This is a genomic window from Streptomyces gobitricini, from assembly GCF_039532985.1.
Classification (GTDB): domain Bacteria; phylum Actinomycetota; class Actinomycetes; order Streptomycetales; family Streptomycetaceae; genus Streptomyces; species Streptomyces gobitricini.
In genome coordinates, this window is sequence record NZ_BAAASR010000024.1 from 58,553 (window position 1) to 80,341 (window position 21,789).

Sequence of the window (21,789 nt, forward strand, 5' to 3'; positions counted from 1 at the left end):
GATCTGCGGGGCACCGCGCACACTGGACAGTGAGTGCGGTGCCCCGTGTCTTGCCCCGCCCCACGCCCCACCCGTTGTCCCGCACCACCCCGGCAGACAGCGACGTCTTCCAACCAAGGAGTCCCCCGTGGCCATCTCGGTCTTCGACCTGTTCTCGATCGGCATCGGCCCGTCCAGCTCCCACACGGTCGGCCCCATGCGCGCCGCCCGGATGTTCGCGCGCCGGCTGAAGAACGAGGGCCTGCTGGCCCCGACCGCCTCGATACGCGCCGAGCTCTACGGCTCGCTGGGCGCGACCGGCCACGGCCACGGCACCCCCAAGGCCGTCCTCCTCGGCCTGGAGGGCGACTCGCCGCGCACGGTCGACGTCGAGACCGCCGACGACGAGGTCGAGCGGATCAAGACGGAGAAGCGCATCAACCTGCTCGGCGCGCACGAGATCCCCTTCGACTTCGACGAGGACCTGGTCCTGCACCGCCGCAAGGCGCTGCCGTACCACGCCAACGGCATGACCCTGTGGGCGTACGACGCCGACGGCGCCACCCTGCTGGAGAAGACGTACTACTCGGTCGGCGGCGGGTTCGTGGTCGACGAGGCCGCCGTCCAGGGCGACAACCCGATCGTCCCCGACGACACCGTCCTGAAGTACCCCTTCCGCACCGGCGACGAGCTGCTGCGCCTGACCCGGGAGACCGGGCTGTCGATCTCCGCGCTGATGCTGGAGAACGAGAAGGCCTGGCGCACGGAGACGGAGATCCGCGAGGGGCTGCTGGAGATCTGGCGCGTCATGCAGGCGTGCGTGGACCGCGGCATGTCCCGCGAGGGCATCCTCCCGGGCGGCCTGAAGGTCCGCCGCCGCGCCGCGAACACCGCGCGCAAGCTCCGCTCCGAGGGCGACCCGCTGGCCCTCTCCATGGAGTGGATCACGCTCTACGCCATGGCCGTGAACGAGGAGAACGCCGCCGGCGGCCGGGTCGTCACCGCCCCAACGAACGGCGCCGCCGGCATCATCCCGGCGGTCCTGCACTACTACATGAACTTCGTGCCCGGCGCCGACGAGGAGGGCGTGGTCCGCTTCCTGTTGGCCGCGGGCGCGATCGGCATGCTCTTCAAGGAGAACGCCTCCATCTCCGGCGCCGAGGTCGGCTGCCAGGGCGAGGTCGGGTCGGCCTGCTCGATGGCGGCGGGCGCCCTCGCCGAGGTGCTGGGCGGCAGCCCGGAGCAGGTGGAGAACGCCGCCGAGATCGGCATGGAGCACAACCTGGGCCTCACCTGCGACCCGGTGGGCGGCCTGGTGCAGATCCCGTGCATCGAGCGCAACGGCATGGCGGCGGTCAAGGCGGTCACGGCGGCGCGCATGGCCATGCGCGGCGACGGCAGCCACAAGGTCTCCCTGGACAAGGTCATCAAGACGATGAAGGAGACGGGCGCCGACATGAGCGTGAAGTACAAGGAGACCGCGCGCGGCGGTCTGGCGGTCAACATCATCGAGTGCTGACACGCCGACCGGACCGTTTCCCTCCGGTGCCTCGCGCGTGATGGGCTCGTCCCATGACGGAGAACGAGACGGTACCGACGTTACGGGGCGGGGCCACGCGCCGCGCCCTGCTGACCGCCGCGGCCGGCGCCGCCGCGCTGCTGACGACCGGCGCGGCCGGTCCGGCCCCCGCCCCCGCCCCCGCGCCAGCTCACAGCGGGCCACGTGACGGCGCGGCGCGGCAGGGTGCCGCCCGGGTGGCGGCCGTGCGGCGGCTGCGGGCGCTGGAGCGGCGGCACGGGGCCCGGCTGGGCGCGGTCGCCCGCAACACGGTGACCGGCGCGACGGTGCTGTACCGGGCCGGCGAGCGCTTCCCCATGTGCTCGACGTTCAAGACCCTCGCGGCGGCGGCCGTGCTCCGGGACCTCGACCGGCACGGCGAGGTGCTCGCCCGGCGCGTCCGCTACACCGAGGCCGACCTCGTACCGCACTCCAGGAAGTGCGAGGAGAACCTGGCCACGGGCATGACCGTGGCCGAACTGTGCGACGCGGCCATCCGCTACAGCGACAACACGGCCGCCAACCTGCTCCTGCGCGAACTGGGCGGCCCCGGCGCCGTCACCCGGTTCTGCCGCTCCCTGGGCGACCGGACGACCCGGCTCGACCGCTGGGAGCCGGAGCTGAACAGCTGCGAGCCGTGGCGTGTCGAGGACACCACCACGCCCGCCGCCCTCTCCGGTACCTACGAGCGGCTGGTGCTGGGCACCGCGCTGAACCGCGCCGACCGCGAGCGGCTCACCGGCTGGCTGCTGGGCAACACCACCAGCACGCACCGGTTCCGTGCCGGGCTGCCGGAGGACTGGCGCCTGGCGGACAAGACGGGCGGCGGCTCGTACGGGACGAACAACGACGCCGGAATCGCCTGGACGCCCGGCGGCACCCCGGTCGTCCTCGCGGTGCTGACGACCAAGCCCGAGCGGGAGGCCGCCGCGGACGACCTCCTGGTGGCCCGGGCGGCCTCGGTGCTCGCCTCGGCGGTCACCTGAGGACCGCCGAGCGCAGGCTGAGCCAGTGGGGATCGGGCACCACGGTCAGCACCGCCGACACCACCACGACCCCCGCCAGCACCGCCAGCTCGCCGCGGGCGGGGGCCGCCGCGTCCCCTCCCCGGCGCAGCCGGCGGCGGGCGGTGACGGCCAGCGCGCTCACCACCGCGAGCAGCGCCAGTTTGGCGACGAGCACCCTGCCGTACGCCGTCGTGAACACCACGTCGGCCGGGAGGCGGCGCAGCGTCGAGCAGGTGCCGGTGACGGCGAGCGCGACGTACAGCCCGCCGGCGAGCCGGGCGTACCGGGCCAGCACCTGCCGCCCGCCGCCGCGCAGTCGCTCCGTCCGCAGCACGTACAGCAGGCCGCCCGCCCACAGCGAGGCGGCCAGGAGGTGGACCACCGTGAGGGCGGCTCCCAGCTCCGGGGTGTAGGGCTCGGGGTGTGCCCGCAGCGCCTCGGCGCCGACCACCAGCGCCAGCGGGCCGGCCGCCCACCGGGGGCGCCCGAGCGCGACGCACCCGGCGGCCAGGGCGAACCCGTTGGCCATGGCCAGCAGCAGCCCGCCGTCCCTCGTCCCGTACGTGGCGGTGATGCCGAGGTCGCTGACCCCGGCCAGCAGCACGATCTGCCCGGCCGACGCGGCGGCCCCGGCGAGGGCGGCCCCGAGGGCCCAGGAGCGGGGTGCGGGGCCGGTCCCGGCGAGCCGGGCGCCGGCGAGCTCGCCCAGGTGCACGGCGAGGGCGGCGAAGACGGCGGCGCGCAGCACCGTGGTGGTGCCGGGCGCGGGGACGCGCAGCTCGCCGGTGCCACGCGCGGCGAGACCCGCGCCGGACACCGCCGCGGCCACCGCCAGGAGCGCGCCGACGACGAGTGCGGTACGCGTACGGCGCCGCCCGGTGGCCCGGACGGCGCCGTTGGTCCGTATGGTCACGCCTTGTTGAGGTGCGCCCAGAACTCGTCGAAGGTGAGCAGCCCGTCGCCATTGCCGTCCTGCGCGTTGATCACGGCCTGGGCGACGGTCTCCGTGACGTTGAAGTCGCCCAGCTGCGCCATGACGCTCTTGTACTCGGCGGCCGTGATGAGCCCGTCCCCGTTCACGTCGTACCGCTCGAACGCCTTGCGCGCCGCCTCGATGTCCGCCACTGGTCCACCCCTTCTTGGTGCATAACTGACGGCGGTCAGATTATCGGCAGCGGCCGTGGGTCCGGCTCGGGGGCCGTGTCCGCCATGGGGCACGAGTGACGAGGTGGCGCGCGTCGTCACGGCGGCGTCCCGGGACGGGCTCCCGGGAGCCCGCCCGTGGACGGCGGCGCCGCGTCGTCACGCCACGGTGGTCGCGCGGCCGAACGCGCGGACACCGGGGCGCCGGCCCTCACCGCGCGCTCGGTGGTCTTCGCGGACGACCGACCCTCCGGGCCGCCGGTCACCGGGTGCACCGGCCGGCCGGTTCGCCCGGACGCCGCCCATCCCATCGCGGCTGACGGGCCGGGTCAGCGGCGCCAGGGCTCGTAGTACGGGTTGTCCTCGCACTCCGCCATGATCTCGATCTTCTTCACCAGGTCGACCGGACAGACGCCGACGATGTGCTTGCGGGCGATGCCGCCGGGGAAGGCGACCTCCTCCTGGTCGGCGTACTTGTGCGTGTCACCGATGGTCCTGTTGACGTCCACGCCCTTCGGGGCGTCCAGGTAGTAGTTGAAGCCGCTCTTCCACTTCTTGTAGAGGTCGTGGTCGTACGTCGTCGAGACGTATGGCGAGGGCTGGTTGACCAGGACGTACTTCTCGATGTCGTACTGGCCGTCCAGTGGCGCCTTGGGGTGGAAGCCCTGCTCGAAGACGACGGCCGGCGGGCGGTTGTCGGCGCGGTAGAGCTGCTTGCAGTTGCTCCGCCAGGAGGGCGCGGGGGTGATCCGGTCCGGGTCGACCCGGCGGTCGGCCGCCGGGTACAGCCGGTCCTCGACGACGGGGCAGCTCGCCGCGGCCCTGGGGGCGAAGGCGGGGGCGGCGGCGGGGGCGCCGGCGGCCGGGGTCGCGGCGGCGGGGGCGGCCTCGGTGGAGGCGGCGGGCACGAGGAGCGCGGCGAGGGACACGGCGAGCGCGGCGGCGCGACGCCGCGGGCGGGAGGTGATCATGACGCTCACCATGGCCGCCGCGCCCCGCCTCGCCGTGGATCTTCACCCGATCGGCGGCGTGTCAGAAGGGCCCCGCTCGGGGGCCCGGCCGGCGGTACGCGCCGGGACCGCCGCGGGGCCCGCAGCGCCGCGGGCCGGCCGGTGGCCCGCACCGCGGCCGCTCAGCGGAAGACGCCGGTGTGGCCCAGTGAGTACCGGCCGGGCTGCGGGTAGACGGCGAGACCGTGCGGGCCGCCGCCGACCGGGATGCGGGCCAGCTGTCTGCCGGTCGTGGTGTCGATGGCGTACACCTCGGAGTCGTACCGCCCGGACAGCCACAGCACCTTGCCGTCGGCCGACACCCCGCCCATGTCGGGCGAACCGCCGTCCGGCAGCCACCACTTCTTGGTCAGCTTGTTCCGCGCGAAGTCGAACACGGAGACCGAGCCCTCCCCGCGGTTGGGGATGTACATCTCCTTGGAGTCGCGCGAGACGTACAGGCCGTGGGCGCCCTTGCCGGTGGGCAGGAGCCTGGGGGTGGCGAAGGAGTCGCCGTCCAGGACCCACACGCCGTGCGCCATCATGTCGGCGACGTAGAAGGTCTTCCCGTCCGGTGAGAGCTTCACGTCCTGGGGCATGGCGCCCTGGAAGGGCAGCTTCTGCTGGGCGACGACCTTCATCCGCTCGGTGTCGACCTTGAGCAGCTCGCCGGAGAACTCGCAGCTGACGATGGAGTACCGGCCGTCGGCGGAGAAGTCGGCGTGGTTGACGCCGTAGCAGCTGACCGGTTCGGTGTGGCGCCGCTCCATGGTGTGCGGGTCGCGGAAGACCAGCTCCCGGTCGAGGGAGGCCATCACGATCGCGTACTTGCCGTTGGGCGTGAAGTACAGGTTGTACGGGTCGTGGACGTCGACGTCCCTGCCGCGTTCGCCGGTGGCCGGGTCGATGGGGGTGAGCGTGTGGCCCCGGTTGTTGTTGACCCAGAGGGTCTTGAGGTCCCAGGACGGCACCACGTGCTGCGGCTGGGCTCCGACCGGGATGGTCTCGACGACCTTGTACGTCTTCGGGTCGATGACCGAGACCGTGTTGGACAGGGTGTTGGGGACGTACACCCGGGAGGGGAAGTCCTTGACGACCGGGGACAGCGCGCCGGGGCGGTCGGCCGCGTACACGTCCTTGGGGTCGAGGACGGGCGGCATGCCCGGCAGGCCCGGCGGAGCGGCCTTCTTCGGTACGGGGACGGGAGCCGCGGCCCGGCTGCCGCGCGCCTCGGGCCGGTCACCGTCGCCGCCGCAGCCGGGAAGCGCCGTCGCGGCGGTGAGCAGGGCGGTGGCCGCGAGGAGGGTCTTGGATCGCTTCGTCAGGCGCAGCATCGTCACGCGCCCCATTTAGGGTGCCGGGTCCTCCGGTCCGCTCCTCACAGCTCCCAGGAGCCCTGCGACACCCCGGAAGGCAGGTCGATGATTCACCCGCCGGACCCCATATTTATTCATGGTTTATGAGGTTCGTGGCCGATCTCACCTGCGATTCATTCGCCAAGTGCCCCGTTTTGCTGAATTTTAAGCCGGTTTGGTCTTTTGGTGGCATGGCCCCCCGTCTGCCATAGTCGGGAACACACGACCCCCATTGACCCGGGCCAGGTCGTTCCAGCGACCGTGGATACACCCCCCCGTCCACGGCGCCTCCATGGAAGCCCCCGCGGCGCCCCATCACGGCGCGAGGGGGCTTTCCGTGCGTCAGTGGTCGGAAACGCGCATTTCGAACCAGGTGGTCTTGCCGCGCGGCAGCAGGTCCACACCCCAGCGGTCGGAGAGTTTGTCCACCAGGAAGAGCCCCCGGCCACTGGTGTCCAGCTCATGCACCGGCATCAGACAGGGCAGCCCCCGGGACGGATCACGCACCTCGACCCGGATCCAGCCGCGGCGGCGCAGCATCCGCAGGCCGAAGACCCGCGCGCCGGTGTGCCGGACGGCGTTGCCGACGAGCTCGGAGACGAGCAGGACCGCGTGTTCGGCGACCTGCGGACCGAGCCCCCACTGGCGGATCACCACGCACTGGGTGAGCCGGCGGGCGGACGCGGCGGATTCGGGGCGGGAGGGCAGCCGTACCTCCTCCTCCGCCGGGTTGCCGAACAGTTCGAGCGCCTTGAGCGCCTGTTCGTCATCCGCGGCGGGCGTCCACCGCGCGGCGGTAGCGCCGCCGCGCTGCCCCGGTTGCTCCACACCTTCCAGCCCCGCCATGCCCACCATGATGGCCGCCCCGCGGCCCCCGCGTGGCCGTTCCCGAGGAATCGATGCCCCGGAATGGGTGGTTCCCGGGGCACCGTCCGGCATATGACCATGGCACACAAGGAGCGGAAAAGGGGGCCTGACCTGCGATGCCGCGAGCGACGCGGTCGCGGGGCGAGCCGATGCGCCGCACAGCGCTTAAGGCACCGTTAAGACTCCCCTAAACCACCCGCACGACTGACAACTCGCTTGTGCTTACAGGAACTTGGCCTTGCCCGGACCTTCCTCCACGAAGCTGCGCATGCCGCGCTCCCGGTCCTCGGTGGCGAACAGCCCGGCGAACCAGTTGCGTTCGACGGTCAGGCCCGTGTCGATGTCCGTCTCCAGGCCCGCGTCGACGCACTCCTTGGCCGCGCGCAGCGCCAGGGCGGGGCCCTGGGCCAGCTTCGCGGCCCAGGCGCGCGCCTGCCCGTACACCTCGGCCGCCGGGACGACCCGGTCGACGAGACCGATCGTGAGAGCCTCGTCGGCCTTCACATGACGGCCCGTGAAGATGAGGTCCTTGGCCCTGGACGGGCCGACGAGGCGGGCGAGGCGCTGCGTACCGCCCGCGCCGGGGATCAGGCCCAGCAGGATCTCGGGCTGGCCCAGCTTGGCGTTGTCGGCGGCGATCCGGAAGTCGGCGCACAGCGCGAGCTCGCAGCCGCCGCCCAGCGCGTACCCGGTGACGGCGGCGACGACCGGCTTGGGGATGCGGGCGACGGCGGTGAACGAGTCCTGGAGGGCCTTGGAGCGCAGCACCATGGCCGCGTGGTCCATCGCCTGCATCTCCTTGATGTCCGCACCGGCCGCGAACACCTTCTCGCCGCCGTACAGCACCACGGCACGGACGTCGTCGCGGCGGGCCGCCTCCTCGGCGAGTTCGCGCAGCCGGTCCTGGGTGGCGATGTCCAGAGCGTTCATCGGCGGGCGGTCCAGGCGGATGGTGCCGACGCCTTCGGAGACTTCGAGAGTGACTGTCATGCAGGGCAGGTTAGCCGCCGTTAACGACATCGGGCCCGGTGCTGTGAGGAACAGCACCGGGCCCGTACGGCGCGGGTCCCGCGGCCCTACTCGATCCACTCCGACCAGGCCATGTTCCAGCCGTTCAGGCCGTTCTCCGGCTGGATCTGCTTGTCCTTGGAGTTCTTCACGACCACCACGTCACCGATGAGCGAGTTGTCGTAGAACCAGGCCGCGGGGGTCGAGCCGTCGTACGCGCCGCGCACGTCCCGCAGACCGACGCAGCCGTGGCTGACGTTGGCCGAGCCGAAGGTACCGCTGGAGGCCCAGTAGTTGCCGTGCACGAAGGTCCCCGAGGTGGACAGGCGCATCGCGTGCGGCACGTCCTTGATGTCGTACTCGCCGCCGAAGCCCACGGTGGCGCCGTTCATCCGGGTCACCTTGTACTTCTCGCTGATGACCATCTGGCCGTTGTACGTCGTCGTGGCCGGCGCGCCGGCGGTGATCGGGATCGTCTTGATCAGCTTGCCGTCGCGGACGACCTTCATGGTCTTCGCGCTCGCGTCGACCGTGGAGACCTGGCTGCGGCCGATGGTGAACCGCACCGTCTTGGACTGCTTGCCGTACACGCCCGGGCGGCCCTCGACACCGTCCAGGTCCAGCCGCACGGTCACCTTGGTGCCCGCGGCCCAGTACTTCTCGGGGCGGAAGTCGAGACGGTCGTTGCCGAACCAGTGGCCCTCGATCGGGACGGACGGCTCGGCGGTCACCCTGATGGCCTTCTCCACGGCCTCCGGGTCGGTGATACCACGGGTGAAGTTGATCGACACCGGCATGCCGACGCCGACGGTCGAGCCGTCCTCCGGCGTGTAGTGGCCGATGAAGGTGTTCTTCGGTACGAGTGTGGTGAAGGTGGTGTCCTTCGCCGACTCACGCCCGTCGGCGTCCTTGGCGACCGCGTGCACCTTGTACCTGGTGCCGGCGGCCAGGTGCCGCACCGGCTCCCAGCTGGTGCCGCCGGCGGCCGGCCTGCCCTCGACCCGGTTGCCCCTGGAGTCGGTGACCGTGACCGTGACCAGCTTGCCCTTCTCCGCGGTGACCTTCAGTGCGCCGCTCGTCGCGACCGACGCGGCACCGTCCTTGGGCGCGATGGTCACCACCGCCCGCGAGGCCGCGTTCTCGACCTTCCCGGCGTCACCGGCCTTCTCCCGGCTCCCGCCGCTGCCGGCGGCCTCCGGCCCCCCGCACGCCGTCACCAGCAGCAGCAACGTCCCCAACAGCAGGGCCGGCAGTACCCTGCCGGTCCCCGATCCGCCCCTGCCCGCCCCGGCCGACGCCCCCGATATCGGCTGCACGTCCACTTCGGTGTTCTCCCCTCGCACGGCCTGGCCCCGCCACGGCCCGCACCCCCGCACGCCCACTCGCGCGTGCACCGCGATAGATAATCACACCGCGGGCGCCGCCGAGCGCCCGCGGATGTCACCGTTCAGTCGCAACTTGTCCAGGGTCGGGACGGGCCGTGCCGGAGCCTTCGGCAGCGGCGGGAGGGGCCTGGGTCACCGCAGGGCGGAACCGGCCTTCCAGCGGGCCCAGTCCATGTTCCAGCCGCCCAGGCCGTTGTCGGGGGAGACCTTCCGGTCGGCCGACTTGACCACCTCCACGACGTCCCCGATCAGCGTCCGGTCGAAGAACCAGCCCGCCGGGGAGTCGGCGCTGCCGCCCTTCACGTCACGCAGCCCCACGCACCCGTGGCTCACGTTGGCCGTGCCGAAGGCGGACGCGGGTGCCCAGTAGTTGCCGTGCAGGAACGTCCCCGAGTCGGTCAGCCGCATGGCGTGCGGGACGTCCTTGATGTCGTACTCGCCCTTGCCGTCCTTGTCCTTGAAGCCCACCGTGGCGCCGTTCATCCGGGTCACGTCGAACAGCTCCGTCACCACCATCTTCCCGTTGTACGTGGTGGTCTTGGGCGCCCCGGCCGTGATCGGCACCGTCGTGACGAGCCGGCCGTCGCGCCGCACCTCCATGGTGTGCTCCTCCGCGTCCACCAGGGAGACCTGTGAGCGGCCGACCGTGAAGCCCACCTTCTTGTGCTGGATCCCGTACACCCCCGGCGCCCCCTCCACGTCGCGCAACCGCAGGTCGACGGTGACCTCGGTGCCCGGCTTCCAGTACGCGCGCGGGCGGAAGTCCAGACGCTCCTTGCCGAACCAGTGGCCGGCCACCTCCACCGGCGGCCGGGACGTGACACGGATGGCCCGCTCGACGGCCGCGCGGTTCTCGATGGGCCGGTTGAAGGAGAAGGAGACGATCATTCCGGTGCCGACGGTGGAGCGGTTCTCGGGCTTGAAGTAGCCGATGAACCGGTGCTCGGGCACCGCGGTGGTGAACGTGGTGTGCCGGGCCGACCGCCGCCCGTGGCCGTCCAGCGCGACCGCGTCCACGCTGTACTTGGCGGCCAGCGCGAGCCGTGCCCCCCGCGCCGGCCGCCAGCGCAGCCCGTCCTCCGAGACGGTGCCGGGCACCTCCACCGGCTGGGCGTCCTCGACCTTCACCACCCTGACCCGCTCCAGCCGCCCGCTGGGGACGCGCACCTCCACCCGGCTGTCCGGTTCCACGCCCTCCGCCCCGTCCTCGGGCGTCACCCGGATGGTGTCCTCCGGGGACCGCCCCTTGCCGCCCATGCCGATGTCCAGACCACCGTCACTGGTGCACCCGGCCAGCCCGGCCATCAGCCCCGCGCATGCCACGGCAGCGGCGATGCCGAGCCCTGCCCGCTTCAGTACGTGTCTCACGATGCGACCAACGACTGCCACCCTCCAGGGGAAACGTCAGTGCGGGCCATGTTGGGAGGCGGGCAGTCCGGGAAGAACAGGTGGAGGACCATGTGCGGGGCCGCGGCAGGGACGCCGCGCGCCCCGCGCCGCATGGAGCCGGACGAGCCGCAGGAGGCCGGCAGGTGTCGAGCGCAGCCGAGCAGCAGGCAGTGCAGCGTGCGGTAGGTGACGCACTGCTGGACGGGAGGCCCGCCCCCGCCGGGGCACGGCACCACGGGCTGAACGGGTTCTCCCGGGACCCCGACGCGCCCTCCCCACCCGTATGGCCGGGCGCGCCCACGCCGCTCGGCGCCCGGTTCCGCGCCGGGCCGGGCGGCGCGACGGGGACGAACTTCGCGCTCTGGGCGGGCGGGGCCGAGGCGGTGGAGCTGTGCCTCTTCGACGCGGACGGCGCCGAGACCCGGCTTCCGCTGTCCGAGCTGACCCACGAGATCTGGCACGGCTTCGTGCCGGGCGTACGGCCGGGGCAGCGGTACGGCTACCGGGTGCACGGCCGCTGGGACCCGTGGACGGGCGCCCGCTGGAACCCGGCCAAGCTGCTCCTCGACCCCTACGCGCGGGCGGTCGACGGGGACTTCTCGCTGCCGCCCGAGGTGTACGGGCATGTGAGGGACTGGCCCGAGCAGCACGTCGCCGACACCGTCCGGGACACCCGCGACTCGGCCCCGTACGTCCCGAAGGGGGTCGTCGTCCATGACGACGACGACTGGTCCGACGACCGGCGGCCCAAGACCCCCTGGGCGGACTCGGTCATCTACGAGGTCCATGTGCGCGGCTTCACCCGGCGCCACCCGGGCATCCCCCAGGAGCTGCGCGGCACGTACGCGGGCCTCGCGCACCCGGCCGCGATCGAGCACCTGGTGTCCCTCGGGGTGACGGCGGTCGAGCTGCTGCCGGTGCACCAGTTCGCGCACGAGGACCACCTGCTGCGCCGCGGGCTGAAGAACTACTGGGGCTACAACTCCATCGGCTACTTCGCGCCGCACGCCGCCTACAGCGCGTCGGGGACGGCAGGGCAGCAGGTCGGCGAGTTCAAGCGGATGGTGAAGGCGCTGCACGCGGCCGGCATCGAGGTCATCCTCGACGTGGTCTACAACCACACGGCCGAGGCGAGCGAGCTGGGCCCCATGCTGTCGCTGCGCGGCATCGACAACCGCGGCTACTACCGGCTGGCCGCCGACGCCCGTCGGTACGCCGACTACACGGGCTGCGGCAACACCCTGCACGTCGTCCAGCCGCATGTGCTGCGGCTGATCACCGACTCGCTGCGCTACTGGGTGACGGAGATGGGCGTCGACGGCTTCCGCTTCGACCTGGCGGCCGCGCTCGCCCGCTCGATGCACGACGTCGACATGCTGTCGCCGTTCCTCGCGACGATCGCCCAGGACCCGGTGCTGCGGCGGGTGAAGCTCATCGCCGAGCCGTGGGACGTCGGGAACGGCGGCTACCAGGTGGGGGCTTTCCCCCCGCTGTGGACCGAGTGGAACGACCGCTACCGGGACGCCGTCCGCGACTTCTGGCGCGGCGCCCTGCCCGATGTGCGCGACCTCGGCTACCGGCTGTCCGGGTCGAGCGACCTGTACGCGTGGGGCGGCCGGCGCCCGTACGCCTCCGTCAACTTCATCACCGCGCACGACGGCTTCACGCTGCGCGACCTCGTGTCGTACGAGCACAAGCACAACGAGGCGAACGGGGAGGGCAACCGGGACGGCACGAACGACAACCGGTCCTGGAACTGCGGCGCCGAGGGTGAGACTGACGACCCGGCGGTGAACGCGCTGCGGCGGCGGCAGGTGCGCAACCTGCTCACCACCCTGCTGCTGTCGACGGGCGTGCCGATGCTGGTGGCGGGCGACGAGATGGGCCGCACCCAGGGCGGCAACAACAACGCGTACTGCCAGGACAACGAGACCGGCTGGGTCGACTGGTCCCTGCCGGAGCAGCCCGGCCCCCGAGGGCTGCTGGAGCTGACCTCCCGGCTGCTGGCGCTGCGCCACGCCCACCCGGTGCTGCGCCGCCGGGCGTTCTTCTCGGGCCGCCCGCAGGGCGCGGACGGCCTGCGGGACCTGGCGTGGTTCACGGCGGCGGGCGCGGAGATGACGGAGGGCGACTGGTACGCCCCGACCGCGACGATCGGGATGTACCTGTCCGGGCGGGACATCCCGGGCCGGGACGCGCGGGGGGAGCCCATCACGGACGACAGCTTCCTGGCGGTCCTGCACGCGGGCGCCGAGCCGGTGGACTTCCGCCTGCCGGGGCCGCCGTGGGCGGAAGGCTATGAGCTGGTGGTGGACACCTCGGAGGAGGACCAGTCCGAGGCGCCGGGCACGGTGCGCCAGGGCGGGGAGGTGGTGACGGTGCCGGCGCGGTCGGTGCTGCTGCTGAGGGTGCGGGGCTAGGCGGGTCTTGCGGTCACCGGGGCGCCGCGGCCCTGCCGGAACCGGCTCTCCCCTCCTGACCGAGGATCCCGCGCTCGTACCCGGCGGCGACCGCGGCGGCCCGGTCGCTCACGCGCAGCTTGCCGTAGATGTGGGTGAGGTGGGTCTTCACGGTCGCCTCGCTGATGAACAGCACGGCCGCGATCCTGCGGTTGGAGGTTCCCCTGGCGACGAGCTCCAGCACTTCGCGCTCGCGGGCGGAGAGGGTCTCGCCACCGGGGCCGCCCGGCGCGGACGGGGAGCGCACGGCGGAGACCAGCCGGGTCGCGACGGCGGGCGACAGGACGGTGCGGCCGTCGGCGGCGGCCCGTACGGCGGTGAAAAGGTCCTCGCGCGGGGCGTCCTTGAGGAGGTAGCCCGTGGCGCCCGCCTCGATGGCCGGGATGGTGTCCGAGTCCGTGTCGTACGTGGTGAGGACGAGGACCTTGGCGCGGGCGCCGCGCCGGGCGAGCTCCCGGATGGCCTCGACCCCGCCGCCGCCCGGCATCCGCAGGTCCATCAGGACGACGTCGGGATCCAGGCGCAGCGCGCACGCGACGCCCTCGGCACCGCCGGAGGCCTCGCCCAGCACCTGGAATCCGGGCTCGGTGGCGAACATGCCGCGCAGGCCGTCGCGCACGACGGGGTGGTCGTCGACGATGAGGACCGTGACGGTCCGGTGGGAGTCAGCCATGGGGCACCAACGGTACGCGGGCCGACACCGCCGTACCGCCGCCCGGTTCGGATTCGACGGACAGGGTGCCGGCGAGGCGGGCGGCGCGGGCCCGCATGCCGTCCAGGCCGAAGCCACCGGCGCGGGTGCGGGGCGGCACGGCGGACGGCTCGAAGCCGCTGCCGTCGTCGCGGACGTCCAGGGTGACCTCGTCGCCCATGTAGGAGAGCGTGACACCGGTGCGGGTGGCGTGCGCGTGCCGGGCGGTGTTGGCGAGGGCCTCCTCGGCGATGCGGAGCAGGGTGGCGGCCACCTCGTCGTGCAGTGACTCCTCGGTGCCGGTGACGGTGAACCGGGCGGCGACCCCGGTGCGTTCGGACCAGTCGGTGACGGTCCTGTGGAGCGCGTCCGGCAGGGTGCCGTGCTCGAGGGCGGCCGGGCCCAGGTCGTGCACGGAGCGGCGGGCCTCTCCCAGGCTGTACCGGGCCAGCGCGGTGGCGCGCTCCAGGTGCTCACGCGCGACGCGCGGGTCCGGGGCGGCGGTGACCACCTGGAGCTGGGCGACGATGCCGGCCAGTCCCTGGGCGATCGTGTCGTGGATCTCGGCGGCCAGCCGGCGGCGCTCGTCGGCGACGCCCGCCTCGCGGGCCTGCACGAGCAGTTGGGCGTGCAGGCCCTCGTTCTCGGCCAGGGCCTGTTCCAGGCGGGTGTTGGCGCGCTCCAGCTCGGCGATCGTGGCGGCGCGTTCCGCGGTGCGCTCGGCCTCCTTGTCACCGAGGTGGGCGAAGACCAGGGCGAGGCAGACGTTGAGCACGAGCAGGGCGCCGAACAGCGCCCACTGGAGGGCGGAGGCCGGTGGCAGACCGCCGGACTGCGCGCCGGCCATGGTGACCGCGGTGGCGAGGAGCCCGAGGCGGGCCCGGCGGGCGGGGAGCAGCCGGCCGGCGTCGAAGTAGCCGATGACGGCGTAGATGGAGAACAGCGGGTTGTACCAGCAGAGAGCGGCGGCCAGCGCGGTCCGCAGGGCGAAGTACACCTGCCCGCGCACCGGGTGGCCCGGCCGCGGCGCGCCCCACCACGCCTGGAGGGCGAGGACGGCCAGGACGAGCCCGGCGGCCGCGTACGTCTCGGTCCGGTTCATGAAGATCTCCGCCGTGACGGCCCCGATGGCGGTGGCCAGGGCCAGCAGGCCGTAGGGGCCCCAGCGGAAGAACCGGTCCCAGCGCTCCTCGACGGTCGTCGGTGTCATGGGGCAAGTCTCCCGGTGGCTCACTCCCAGCGGAACCAGCGGGCCGCCGCCCACGTCAGCAGCGCGGTCCACAGTGCCGTCACGCCCAGGTGCGTCCAGGCGGGCCGGCCGCCCGCGGCCGCGTCGGCCAGCGCCTCGGCGGCCGCGCCGAACGGGGTGAGCTGGACGATGCTCCGCAGGGCCTCCGGCATGGCCTGGACGGGCACCCAGACGCCGGCGGTGAACATGGTGGGGAAGAAGACCGCCGAGCCGACGGCCGTGGCGGCCTTCTGGGTGCGGGAGACCGCGCAGATCGTGGCGCCGAGCGCGAGGGCGGCCGCGACGGCGAGGAGCAGTGCCAGGGCGTACCCGGCGGGCCGCTCGGGGAGGCGCACGCCGAACGCCGCCCGGCCGGCCGCGACGACCAGGACGGCCGAGACCAGCGCCACGGCGGCGTGGACCAGCAGTTGGGCGGTGAGGAGGGCGGAGGGGCGTACGGGGGTGGTGGACATGCGGCGCAGGATGCCGCGTTCGCGGTAGCCGGTGAGGACGGGGGGCATGGCCTGGAGCCCCGCCATGATCAGGGCGAAGAGGACCGCGACCGGGACGTACAGGTCGATGACCCGTAGCCCGCCGAGGTCGTCGGACGCCTTCCGGAAGGAGGGGATGAGGCCGAGGATCACCAGCAGGAGGGTCGGGGAGACGGTCACCCAGAACACGGATCCGGGCTCGCGGGCGAAGAGACGCGCCTCGGTCTTCAGGACGGTGGTGTTCATCGGTCGGCTCCGGTGGTGAGGTCGAGGAACGCGTCGTCCAGGGTGGCTTCGGTGACGCGGAGCTGGTGGGCGGTGACGCGGTGGCGGGCGAGCAGCGAGACGGCGGCCTCGACGGTGTCGTCGGTGCCTTCGACGACGACACGGCCGCCCTCTTCGGTCCGTACGGAGGCGGCGCCGGGGAGGGTGGCCAGTTCGCGGTCGTCGAGCGGGGCTGAGGGGGTGAAGGAGATGACGGTGGAGACCGTGGCGCGGCGGATCAGCCCGGCGGGGGTGTCGAGTGCGGCGACCCGTCCCTTGTCGATGACGGCGATCCGGTCGCAGAGCCGCTGGGCCTCTTCCATGAAGTGGGTGACCAGCAGGACGGTGACGCCGCGTGCGCGGACGTCCTCGATCAGCGCCCAGGTCTCGCGGCGGGCCCGCGGGTCCAGGCCGGTGGTCAGCTCGTCCAGGACGACGGCCTTCGGGTCGCCGATGAGGGCGAGCGCGATGGACAGCCGCTGCTTCTGGCCGCCGGAGAGCCTGGCGAAGCGGACGGCGAGGTGGTCGGTGAGGCCGAGCCGCTCGGCGAGGGGGCGCCAGTCGGCGGGGCGGGTGTGGAAGGAGGCGTACAGTTCCAGCGCCTCGCGGACGGTGAGTCTGGGCTGGAGTTCGCTCTGCTGGAGCTGGGCGCCGAGGAGGCGGGTGACCTCGCCGTGGTCGGTCACGGGGTCGAGTCCCGCGACGCGTACGGTGCCGGCGTCGGGCCTTCTGAGTCCTTCGACGCACTCGACGGTGGTGGTCTTGCCCGAGCCGTTGGGCCCGAGGATCCCGAAGATCTCGCCCTCCGCGACGGCGAAGGACACGTCCGCGACGGCGACCTTGTCGCCGTAGGCCTTGCGCAGCCCGTTCACTGTGATCATTCCGGTCGTCGGCATGTGATGAGCATGCGGGTGGGGGCCGGTCCGGGACATCGGCCATCCCGCTCGGAGCGCCATCAGCCGATCGGTTGATGCGCGGGTACGACCGTTGACGAGGTTCGGGAAAAGCACATGAGCGATGTCAGTGCCGAACCGTAGGCTCGCTCCTGATGCCGAAAGAGGATGCAACGACCAAGGAACGCTCCACCGTTCGCACGCTGCTGCGGCTGTGGCCCTACGTACGTCCGGTGCGCGCGCGGATCGGGACGGCGGCCGTCGTCGCCGTCGTGGCGTCCTGTCTGGGCCTGGTCATCCCGCTCGTACTGAAGTGGATCGTGGACGGGCCGGTGGCCGCGCGGGAGCCGGGCGGGGTGTGGTCCGGGGCGCTGGTGGTGCTGGCGCTGGGGGTCGCGGAGGCGGTCCTGTTCGGGCTTCGGCGGTGGCTGGTGGCCCGGCCGCTGGCGGGTGTGGAGGCCACGATGCGCGCCGACCTCTACCGGCACCTGCAGCGGCTGCCGATCGCGTTCCACGACCGGTGGGCGTCGGGGCAGTTGCTCTCGCGGGCGACGGCGGACCTGTCGTTGATCCGGATGTTCCTGGCGTTCCCGCTGACGTTCCTGTTCGTCAACGGCGTGACGGTGGTGGTGGGTTGCGGAGTGCTGCTGGTGCAGGACTGGACGCTGGGGCTGGTGCTGCTGGTGCCGGTGGTGCCCCTGATCGTGGTCTGCTCCCTGTTCGAGACGCACTACTCGCTGGTGGCACGGCGGGCCCAGGACCAGGTGGGCGACCTGACGACGCTCGTCGAGGAGAGTGTGCTCGGCATCCGGATCATCAAGGGTTTCGGCCGCCACCGCGGCCAGGCGGAGGCGTTCGGCGCCCTGGCCGAGCGGCTGCGGGGCACGGAGCTGGGCAAGGCACGGCTGCTGGCGGGCATCTGGGCGGTCATCACCGTCGTGCCGGAACTCGCCATCGGGGCGGCGCTGGTGCTGGGCACGGTCCAGGTCGCGGACGGCGCGCTGTCCGCGGGGACGCTGGTGGCGTTCCTGTCGACGGCGCTGGCGCTGCGGTGGCCGGTCGAGTCGCTCGGGTTCCTGCTGGCGATGAGCCAGGAGGCGGCGACCTCGGTGGACCGGTTCTTCGAGGTGATGGACGAGGCGGAGGAGGACGCGGGCGGGCGCCACGGCCCGCCGCCGGTGTCGTCCGGCGGGCTGCGCTTCGAGGGCGTGACGTTCCGGTATCCGGACGCGCCCGAGGACGCGCCGCCGGTGCTGGACGGGGTGGATCTGTTCGTACGCCCCGGCGAGACCATGGCCCTGGTCGGTGCCACCGGCTCGGGCAAGACGACGCTGACGGCGCTGGTGCCGCGGCTGCACGAGGTGACGGGTGGGCGGATCCTGCTGGACGGGGTCGATGTGGCGGCCATGCCCCGGGAGCGACTGCGGGAGCTGGTGTCCGTGGCGTTCGAGGAGCCCACCCTGTTCTCGGCGAGCGTCGGTGAGAACGTCCTGATGGGCACCGGCCCCGGGGGCGCGGGCGAGCCCGAGCTCCGGCGCGCCCTGGAGGTGGCCCAGGCGGGGTTCGTGGGGCAGCTGCCGCGGGGGGTCGCGACCCAGGTCGGCGAGCAGGGTCTGAGCCTGTCGGGCGGTCAGCGCCAACGCCTGGCCCTGGCGCGGGCGGTGGTGGGCCGTCCGCGGTTCCTGGTGCTGGACGACCCGTTGTCGGCGCTGGACGTCCACACCGAGGCGCTGGTCGAGGCCGCGCTGCGGGACGTTCTGCGGGAGACCACCGCCCTGGTCGTGGCGCACCGCCCGTCCACGGTCATGCTCGCCGACCGCGTGGCCCTCCTCTCGGCGGGCCGCGTCACGGCGGTCGGCACCCACCAGGAACTCCTGCGGGACAGTGCGGAGTACGCCTGGCTCATGTCAGGAGCCGGAACGACGGGTGGTGCGCGATGACGGACACGGTGGGCGGAACGCCCCCGGTACCCCCGGCCGGCCCCCCGGCCGACCGGATGGCCGACCCCCTCGGCGCGAAAGCGCCGGACGCGGGCGGGGTGCCGGACGTGGGCGGGGCAGCGGACGCGGGCGGGGCAGGGGACACGGGCGGGACGTCCGATGCTGGTGGGGCACGGGGCGCGGGCGAGGCCCCGGACGCGGGCGGGACGCCGGACGCGGACGCGTTCGACCGGGACGACCTGCCCGTGGCGGAGGGCGCCACGCGGCGGCTGCTGCGGTCGCTGCTGGCGCCCCGGCGGGGGCGGGTCGTGCTGTCCGCGCTGTTGCTGCTGCTCCAGCAGGCCGCCGTGCAGGCCGGTCCGCTCCTCGTCGCGTACGCCATCGACCGGGCCGTGCCCGCCCTCCGGGGCGGGAACCACGGGCCACTGATCGCGGTGGCCGTGGGGTACGCCGCGTGCGCGGCGGGCGCCGGCCTCTTCCAGTACGCGTTCATCCGCACCTCGGCCCGCGTCAACCAGGACGTCCTGCTGGACCTGCGCGGACGGATCTTCCGGCAGGCGCAGGCACTGAGCATCGACTTCCACGAGCGGTACACCTCCGGCCGGCTGATCTCGCGCTCCACCACCGACGTCGAGTCGTTGCGCGAACTGCTCGGAGAGGGGCTCCAGGAGCTGATCGGGGTCCTGCTGTCCTTTGCCTTCATCTCCGTGCTGCTGCTCTGGCTGGACCTGGGCATCGGTGCGGTCGCGCTCGCCTCCCTCCTCCCCCTCTACCTGCTCGTACGGCTCTACCGGCGCCGCGCTGCCGTCGCGTTCAGCGCACGCTCGACGGCCATCGCCGCCGTCATCGTGAAGTTCGCGGAGACGATGAACGGCATCCGGCCGGTGCGGGCCTTCCGGCGGGAACAGGCCAACGACACGGCCTTCCGCACCCTGAACCACCGCCACGAGCGCCGCAACGGCGACGCGATACTGGAGATGGCCCGCTATGTCGTCGGCTCCCGGCTGGTCGCCAACACGGCGGTCGCGGGCATGGTGCTGTGGGGCGCGTACCGGGTCGCGTCCGGGACGCTGGCGCTGGGCGTGCTGGCGGCGGCCGTGCTCTACATGCGCCGGCTGTACGACCCGATCGACCGGCTGGCGATGTTCCTCAACTCGTACCAGTCGGCGGCCGCCTCGCTGGAGAAGATCGCCGGGCTTCTCGCCCAGACCCCGACGGTCCGGGAACCCACCGCGCCCCGCCCGCTGCCGCCGCGCCGCTCCGGGAGGCCCGGACGGGAAGTGGTCTTCGAGGACGTCCGCTTCGGGTACCGCACGGGCGGCGAGGTGCTGCCGCGTTTCGGCCTGACCATCCCGGCGGGGCAGACCGTCGCGGTGGTCGGTTCGACGGGCGCGGGCAAGTCGACTCTCGCCAAACTGCTCGCCCGTTTCTACGACCCCTCCGGCGGCCGGGTCCTGCTCGACGGTGTGGACCTCCGGAACCTGGCCGTACCGGAGTTGCGGCGCGGGGTGGTGATGGTGACCCAGGAGGCGTTCCTGTTCTCGGGGACGGTCGCGGAGAACATCGCGATCGGCCGGCCGGACGCCACCCGCGCGGAGATCGAGCAGGCCGCGAAGGCCATCGGCGCGCACGACTTCATCGCGGACCTCCCGGACGGTTACGACACCGACGTACGCAAACGGGGCGGCCGGATCTCGGCCGGTCAGCGCCAGTTGGTCGGCTTCGCGCGGGCGCTGCTGGCCGACCCGGCGGTGCTGATCCTCGACGAGGCGACCAGTTCGCTGGACATCCCCGGTGAGCGGGCCGTGCAGCGCGCCATGGACACGGTGCTGGAGGGCCGTACGGCGGTGGTGATCGCCCACCGTCTGTCGACGGTCGAGATCGCGGACAGGGTGCTGGTGATGGCGGACGGCCGCATCGTGGAGGACGGGCCGCCCGCCGAACTGATCGAGGGCGAAGGCCGTTTCGCCGGTCTCCACCGGGCGTGGCGGGAGAGCCTGGTGGGATGAGGTGCCGGGGTGCCGGTGCGGCGGCCCGCCGGGCAGGCCGGCGCGTCCGGGCGTGGCCAGGGAAGCGCGTGCCGGAGGAAGCCGGCGGTCGGCCACCGTTCCCCGGAATATGCATGTGCATCAAGGTGGTTGGAGGGAGGGAACCCATTGACGTCCCGGGGGGGGGCGACGGCCGGCACCTGCGGCCTCCGTCCGGCCCCAGGGCCCCAGAGCCGGAGCTGATATGACCAACGACACGGCCCGTGGCGCCGACCGCTCGTTCCTCTTCGTCCTCGGCAGCTCCCGCGCCGACGGCAACACCGAGATCCTCACCCGGGCCGCGGCCGCGCAGTTGCCCGCCGGGACACCGCAGCGCTGGGTGGACCTCAACGCGCTGCCCCTGCCCGACTTCCAGGACGGGCGGCACGAGACCGACGACTGGCCGGCCGGTGAGAACGAGCGGGAACTGCGGCGGGCCACCCTGGCGGCCACCGACATCGTCCTGGCCTCGCCCCTGTACTGGTACACCCTCTCCGCGCAGACCAAGCGCTACCTCGACTACTGGTCCGGCTGGCTGACGGCGCCCGGCTCGGACTTCAAGGAGCGCATGGCCGGCCGGACGCTGTGGGGGGTGACGGTCATGGCGGACCCCGACGAGTCCGTGGCCGACGGGTTGGTGACCACCCTCGGCAACTCGGCGGCGTACTTGCGGATGCGGTTCGGCGGGGTGCTGTTCGGCAACGGGTCCCGGCCCGGTCAGGTGCGGAACGACGAGCGCGCGATGATCCGCGCCAAGAGCTTCTTCCAGGGCGAGACCCCGCTCGCCCGGTTCCCGTACGAGGAGGGGGCGGGCCGGCGGTAGGCGCGAGCCCGCGGCACGACAGGGCCCCGAGCGGGCACGGCCGCCGGCCCGAGGGGGGCCGGAAAGTGGATGGCCGGAAGCACGCGCGGCGGCGGGGCGCCCGCGAAGGGGGTCGCGGCGCACGCGCTCAACACCGCCTTCACCATGGGGAGTCGGCCGCCCGCCCCCGCCCGTCCCCTGCTCCGGGGGCCGGGCGGGGCACCGTGCCGCTTCGCGGTGCACACCGGCGAAACGTCCGCTCAACGAACACGGCTTTTCGGGCAACGGACGAATTCCGGCCAATCTGTTGACGC

General features: G+C 73.0%; 18 protein-coding genes. 6 read left to right on the top strand and 12 right to left on the bottom strand.

Going from position 1 to position 21,789, the window contains the following annotated elements:
* Positions 1–127 precede the first annotated feature (127 nt).
* Together ABD347_RS21775 and bla are read left to right on the top strand one after the other, a co-directional pair.
* Complete coding sequence (locus ABD347_RS21775) at positions 128–1,498, top strand: L-serine ammonia-lyase (protein WP_344363890.1); 1,371 nt, start codon at positions 128–130, stop codon at positions 1,496–1,498.
* A 53-nt stretch (positions 1,499–1,551) separates the two neighbouring features.
* Positions 1,552–2,523, top strand: coding sequence for a class A beta-lactamase (gene bla / locus ABD347_RS21780; RefSeq protein WP_344363892.1), 972 nt, complete (start codon positions 1,552–1,554; stop codon positions 2,521–2,523).
* On the opposite strand, the gene ABD347_RS21785 is transcribed toward bla, so the two are convergent.
* From ABD347_RS21785 to ABD347_RS21820, 8 genes are all read right to left on the bottom strand, one after another.
* Positions 2,516–3,457 (bottom strand): CopD family protein, encoded by a 942-nt coding sequence (locus ABD347_RS21785; protein WP_344363893.1) that lies wholly within the window; start codon positions 3,455–3,457, stop codon positions 2,516–2,518. The genes bla and ABD347_RS21785 overlap by 8 nt on opposite strands.
* Positions 3,454–3,669 (bottom strand): EF-hand domain-containing protein, encoded by a 216-nt coding sequence (locus ABD347_RS21790; protein WP_064071744.1) that lies wholly within the window; start codon positions 3,667–3,669, stop codon positions 3,454–3,456. The genes ABD347_RS21785 and ABD347_RS21790 overlap by 4 nt, the downstream gene beginning before the upstream one ends.
* Positions 3,670–4,016: 347 nt before the next feature.
* Positions 4,017–4,658, bottom strand: coding sequence for an ADP-ribosyltransferase (locus ABD347_RS21795; RefSeq protein WP_344363894.1), 642 nt, complete (start codon positions 4,656–4,658; stop codon positions 4,017–4,019).
* Between the two features lie 161 nt (positions 4,659–4,819).
* Positions 4,820–6,010: a YncE family protein gene (locus ABD347_RS21800; RefSeq protein ID WP_344364071.1), complete on the bottom strand. Its 1,191-nt coding sequence runs from the start codon at positions 6,008–6,010 to the stop codon at positions 4,820–4,822.
* Between the two features lie 363 nt (positions 6,011–6,373).
* Positions 6,374–6,889 carry an ATP-binding protein gene (locus tag ABD347_RS21805; protein ID WP_344364072.1) on the bottom strand — a complete coding sequence of 172 codons (516 nt, stop codon included), beginning with the start codon at positions 6,887–6,889 and terminating at the stop codon, positions 6,374–6,376.
* A gap of 231 nt (positions 6,890–7,120) precedes the next feature.
* On the bottom strand, positions 7,121–7,888 hold the full coding sequence (locus ABD347_RS21810) for an enoyl-CoA hydratase/isomerase family protein (RefSeq protein WP_344363896.1): 768 nt from the start codon (positions 7,886–7,888) through the stop codon (positions 7,121–7,123).
* Between the two features lie 86 nt (positions 7,889–7,974).
* Positions 7,975–9,228: a L,D-transpeptidase gene (locus ABD347_RS21815; RefSeq protein WP_344363899.1), complete on the bottom strand. Its 1,254-nt coding sequence runs from the start codon at positions 9,226–9,228 to the stop codon at positions 7,975–7,977.
* A 195-nt stretch (positions 9,229–9,423) separates the two neighbouring features.
* Complete coding sequence (locus ABD347_RS21820) at positions 9,424–10,659, bottom strand: L,D-transpeptidase (protein WP_344363901.1); 1,236 nt, start codon at positions 10,657–10,659, stop codon at positions 9,424–9,426.
* Positions 10,660–10,823: 164 nt separating this feature from the next.
* On the opposite strand from ABD347_RS21820, the gene glgX reads away from it, so the two are divergent.
* The gene (gene glgX / locus ABD347_RS21825; protein ID WP_425575733.1) at positions 10,824–13,100 is read left to right on the top strand and encodes a glycogen debranching protein GlgX; all 2,277 of its coding nucleotides are present in this window, start codon (positions 10,824–10,826) and stop codon (positions 13,098–13,100) included.
* Between the two features lie 13 nt (positions 13,101–13,113).
* On the opposite strand, the gene ABD347_RS21830 is transcribed toward glgX, so the two are convergent.
* Genes ABD347_RS21830 through ABD347_RS21845 form a run of 4 tightly spaced genes read right to left on the bottom strand, consistent with a single transcriptional unit; the run spans position 13,114 to position 16,709 of the window.
* Positions 13,114–13,812, bottom strand: a complete 699-nt coding sequence (locus ABD347_RS21830; protein WP_344363903.1) for a response regulator — start codon at positions 13,810–13,812, stop codon at positions 13,114–13,116.
* Positions 13,805–15,040: a sensor histidine kinase gene (locus ABD347_RS21835; RefSeq protein WP_344363904.1), complete on the bottom strand. Its 1,236-nt coding sequence runs from the start codon at positions 15,038–15,040 to the stop codon at positions 13,805–13,807. Before ABD347_RS21835 ends, ABD347_RS21830 begins: the two co-directional genes overlap by 8 nt.
* A 20-nt stretch (positions 15,041–15,060) precedes the next feature.
* Positions 15,061–15,795, bottom strand: coding sequence for an ABC transporter permease (locus tag ABD347_RS21840; RefSeq protein WP_344363907.1), 735 nt, complete (start codon positions 15,793–15,795; stop codon positions 15,061–15,063).
* The gene (locus ABD347_RS21845; protein WP_344363909.1) at positions 15,792–16,709 is read right to left on the bottom strand and encodes an ABC transporter ATP-binding protein; all 918 of its coding nucleotides are present in this window, start codon (positions 16,707–16,709) and stop codon (positions 15,792–15,794) included. The genes ABD347_RS21840 and ABD347_RS21845 overlap by 4 nt, the downstream gene beginning before the upstream one ends.
* A gap of 152 nt (positions 16,710–16,861) precedes the next feature.
* On the opposite strand from ABD347_RS21845, the gene ABD347_RS21850 reads away from it, so the two are divergent.
* The 3 genes from ABD347_RS21850 (at position 16,862) to ABD347_RS21860 (ending at position 21,496) form a co-directional block, all read left to right on the top strand.
* The gene (locus tag ABD347_RS21850) at positions 16,862–18,646 is read left to right on the top strand and encodes an ABC transporter ATP-binding protein (protein ID WP_344363912.1); all 1,785 of its coding nucleotides are present in this window, start codon (positions 16,862–16,864) and stop codon (positions 18,644–18,646) included.
* Complete coding sequence (locus tag ABD347_RS21855) at positions 18,643–20,655, top strand: ABC transporter ATP-binding protein (RefSeq protein ID WP_344363914.1); 2,013 nt, start codon at positions 18,643–18,645, stop codon at positions 20,653–20,655. The genes ABD347_RS21850 and ABD347_RS21855 overlap by 4 nt, the downstream gene beginning before the upstream one ends.
* A 223-nt stretch (positions 20,656–20,878) precedes the next feature.
* On the top strand, positions 20,879–21,496 hold the full coding sequence (locus ABD347_RS21860; RefSeq protein ID WP_344363916.1) for a flavodoxin family protein: 618 nt from the start codon (positions 20,879–20,881) through the stop codon (positions 21,494–21,496).
* Positions 21,497–21,789: the final 293 nt, after the last annotated feature.

Excerpts from the sequence above, each read along its gene's own strand:
- ABD347_RS21795 (WP_344363894.1), bottom strand. The coding sequence starts at position 4,658 with ATGATCACCTCCCGCCCGCGGCGTCGCGCCGCCGCGCTCGCCGTGTCC.
- ABD347_RS21830 (WP_344363903.1), bottom strand. The coding sequence starts at position 13,812 with ATGGCTGACTCCCACCGGACCGTCACGGTCCTCATCGTCGACGACCAC.
- bla (WP_344363892.1), top strand. The coding sequence starts at position 1,552 with ATGACGGAGAACGAGACGGTACCGACGTTACGGGGCGGGGCCACGCGC.
- ABD347_RS21860 (WP_344363916.1), top strand. The coding sequence starts at position 20,879 with ATGACCAACGACACGGCCCGTGGCGCCGACCGCTCGTTCCTCTTCGTC.
- ABD347_RS21800 (WP_344364071.1), bottom strand. The coding sequence starts at position 6,010 with ATGCTGCGCCTGACGAAGCGATCCAAGACCCTCCTCGCGGCCACCGCC.
- ABD347_RS21845 (WP_344363909.1), bottom strand. The coding sequence starts at position 16,709 with ATGCCGACGACCGGAATGATCACAGTGAACGGGCTGCGCAAGGCCTAC.
- ABD347_RS21855 (WP_344363914.1), top strand. The coding sequence starts at position 18,643 with ATGACGGACACGGTGGGCGGAACGCCCCCGGTACCCCCGGCCGGCCCC.
- ABD347_RS21840 (WP_344363907.1), bottom strand. The coding sequence starts at position 15,795 with ATGAACACCACCGTCCTGAAGACCGAGGCGCGTCTCTTCGCCCGCGAG.
- ABD347_RS21835 (WP_344363904.1), bottom strand. The coding sequence starts at position 15,040 with ATGACACCGACGACCGTCGAGGAGCGCTGGGACCGGTTCTTCCGCTGG.
- ABD347_RS21850 (WP_344363912.1), top strand. The coding sequence starts at position 16,862 with ATGCCGAAAGAGGATGCAACGACCAAGGAACGCTCCACCGTTCGCACG.
- ABD347_RS21810 (WP_344363896.1), bottom strand. The coding sequence starts at position 7,888 with ATGACAGTCACTCTCGAAGTCTCCGAAGGCGTCGGCACCATCCGCCTG.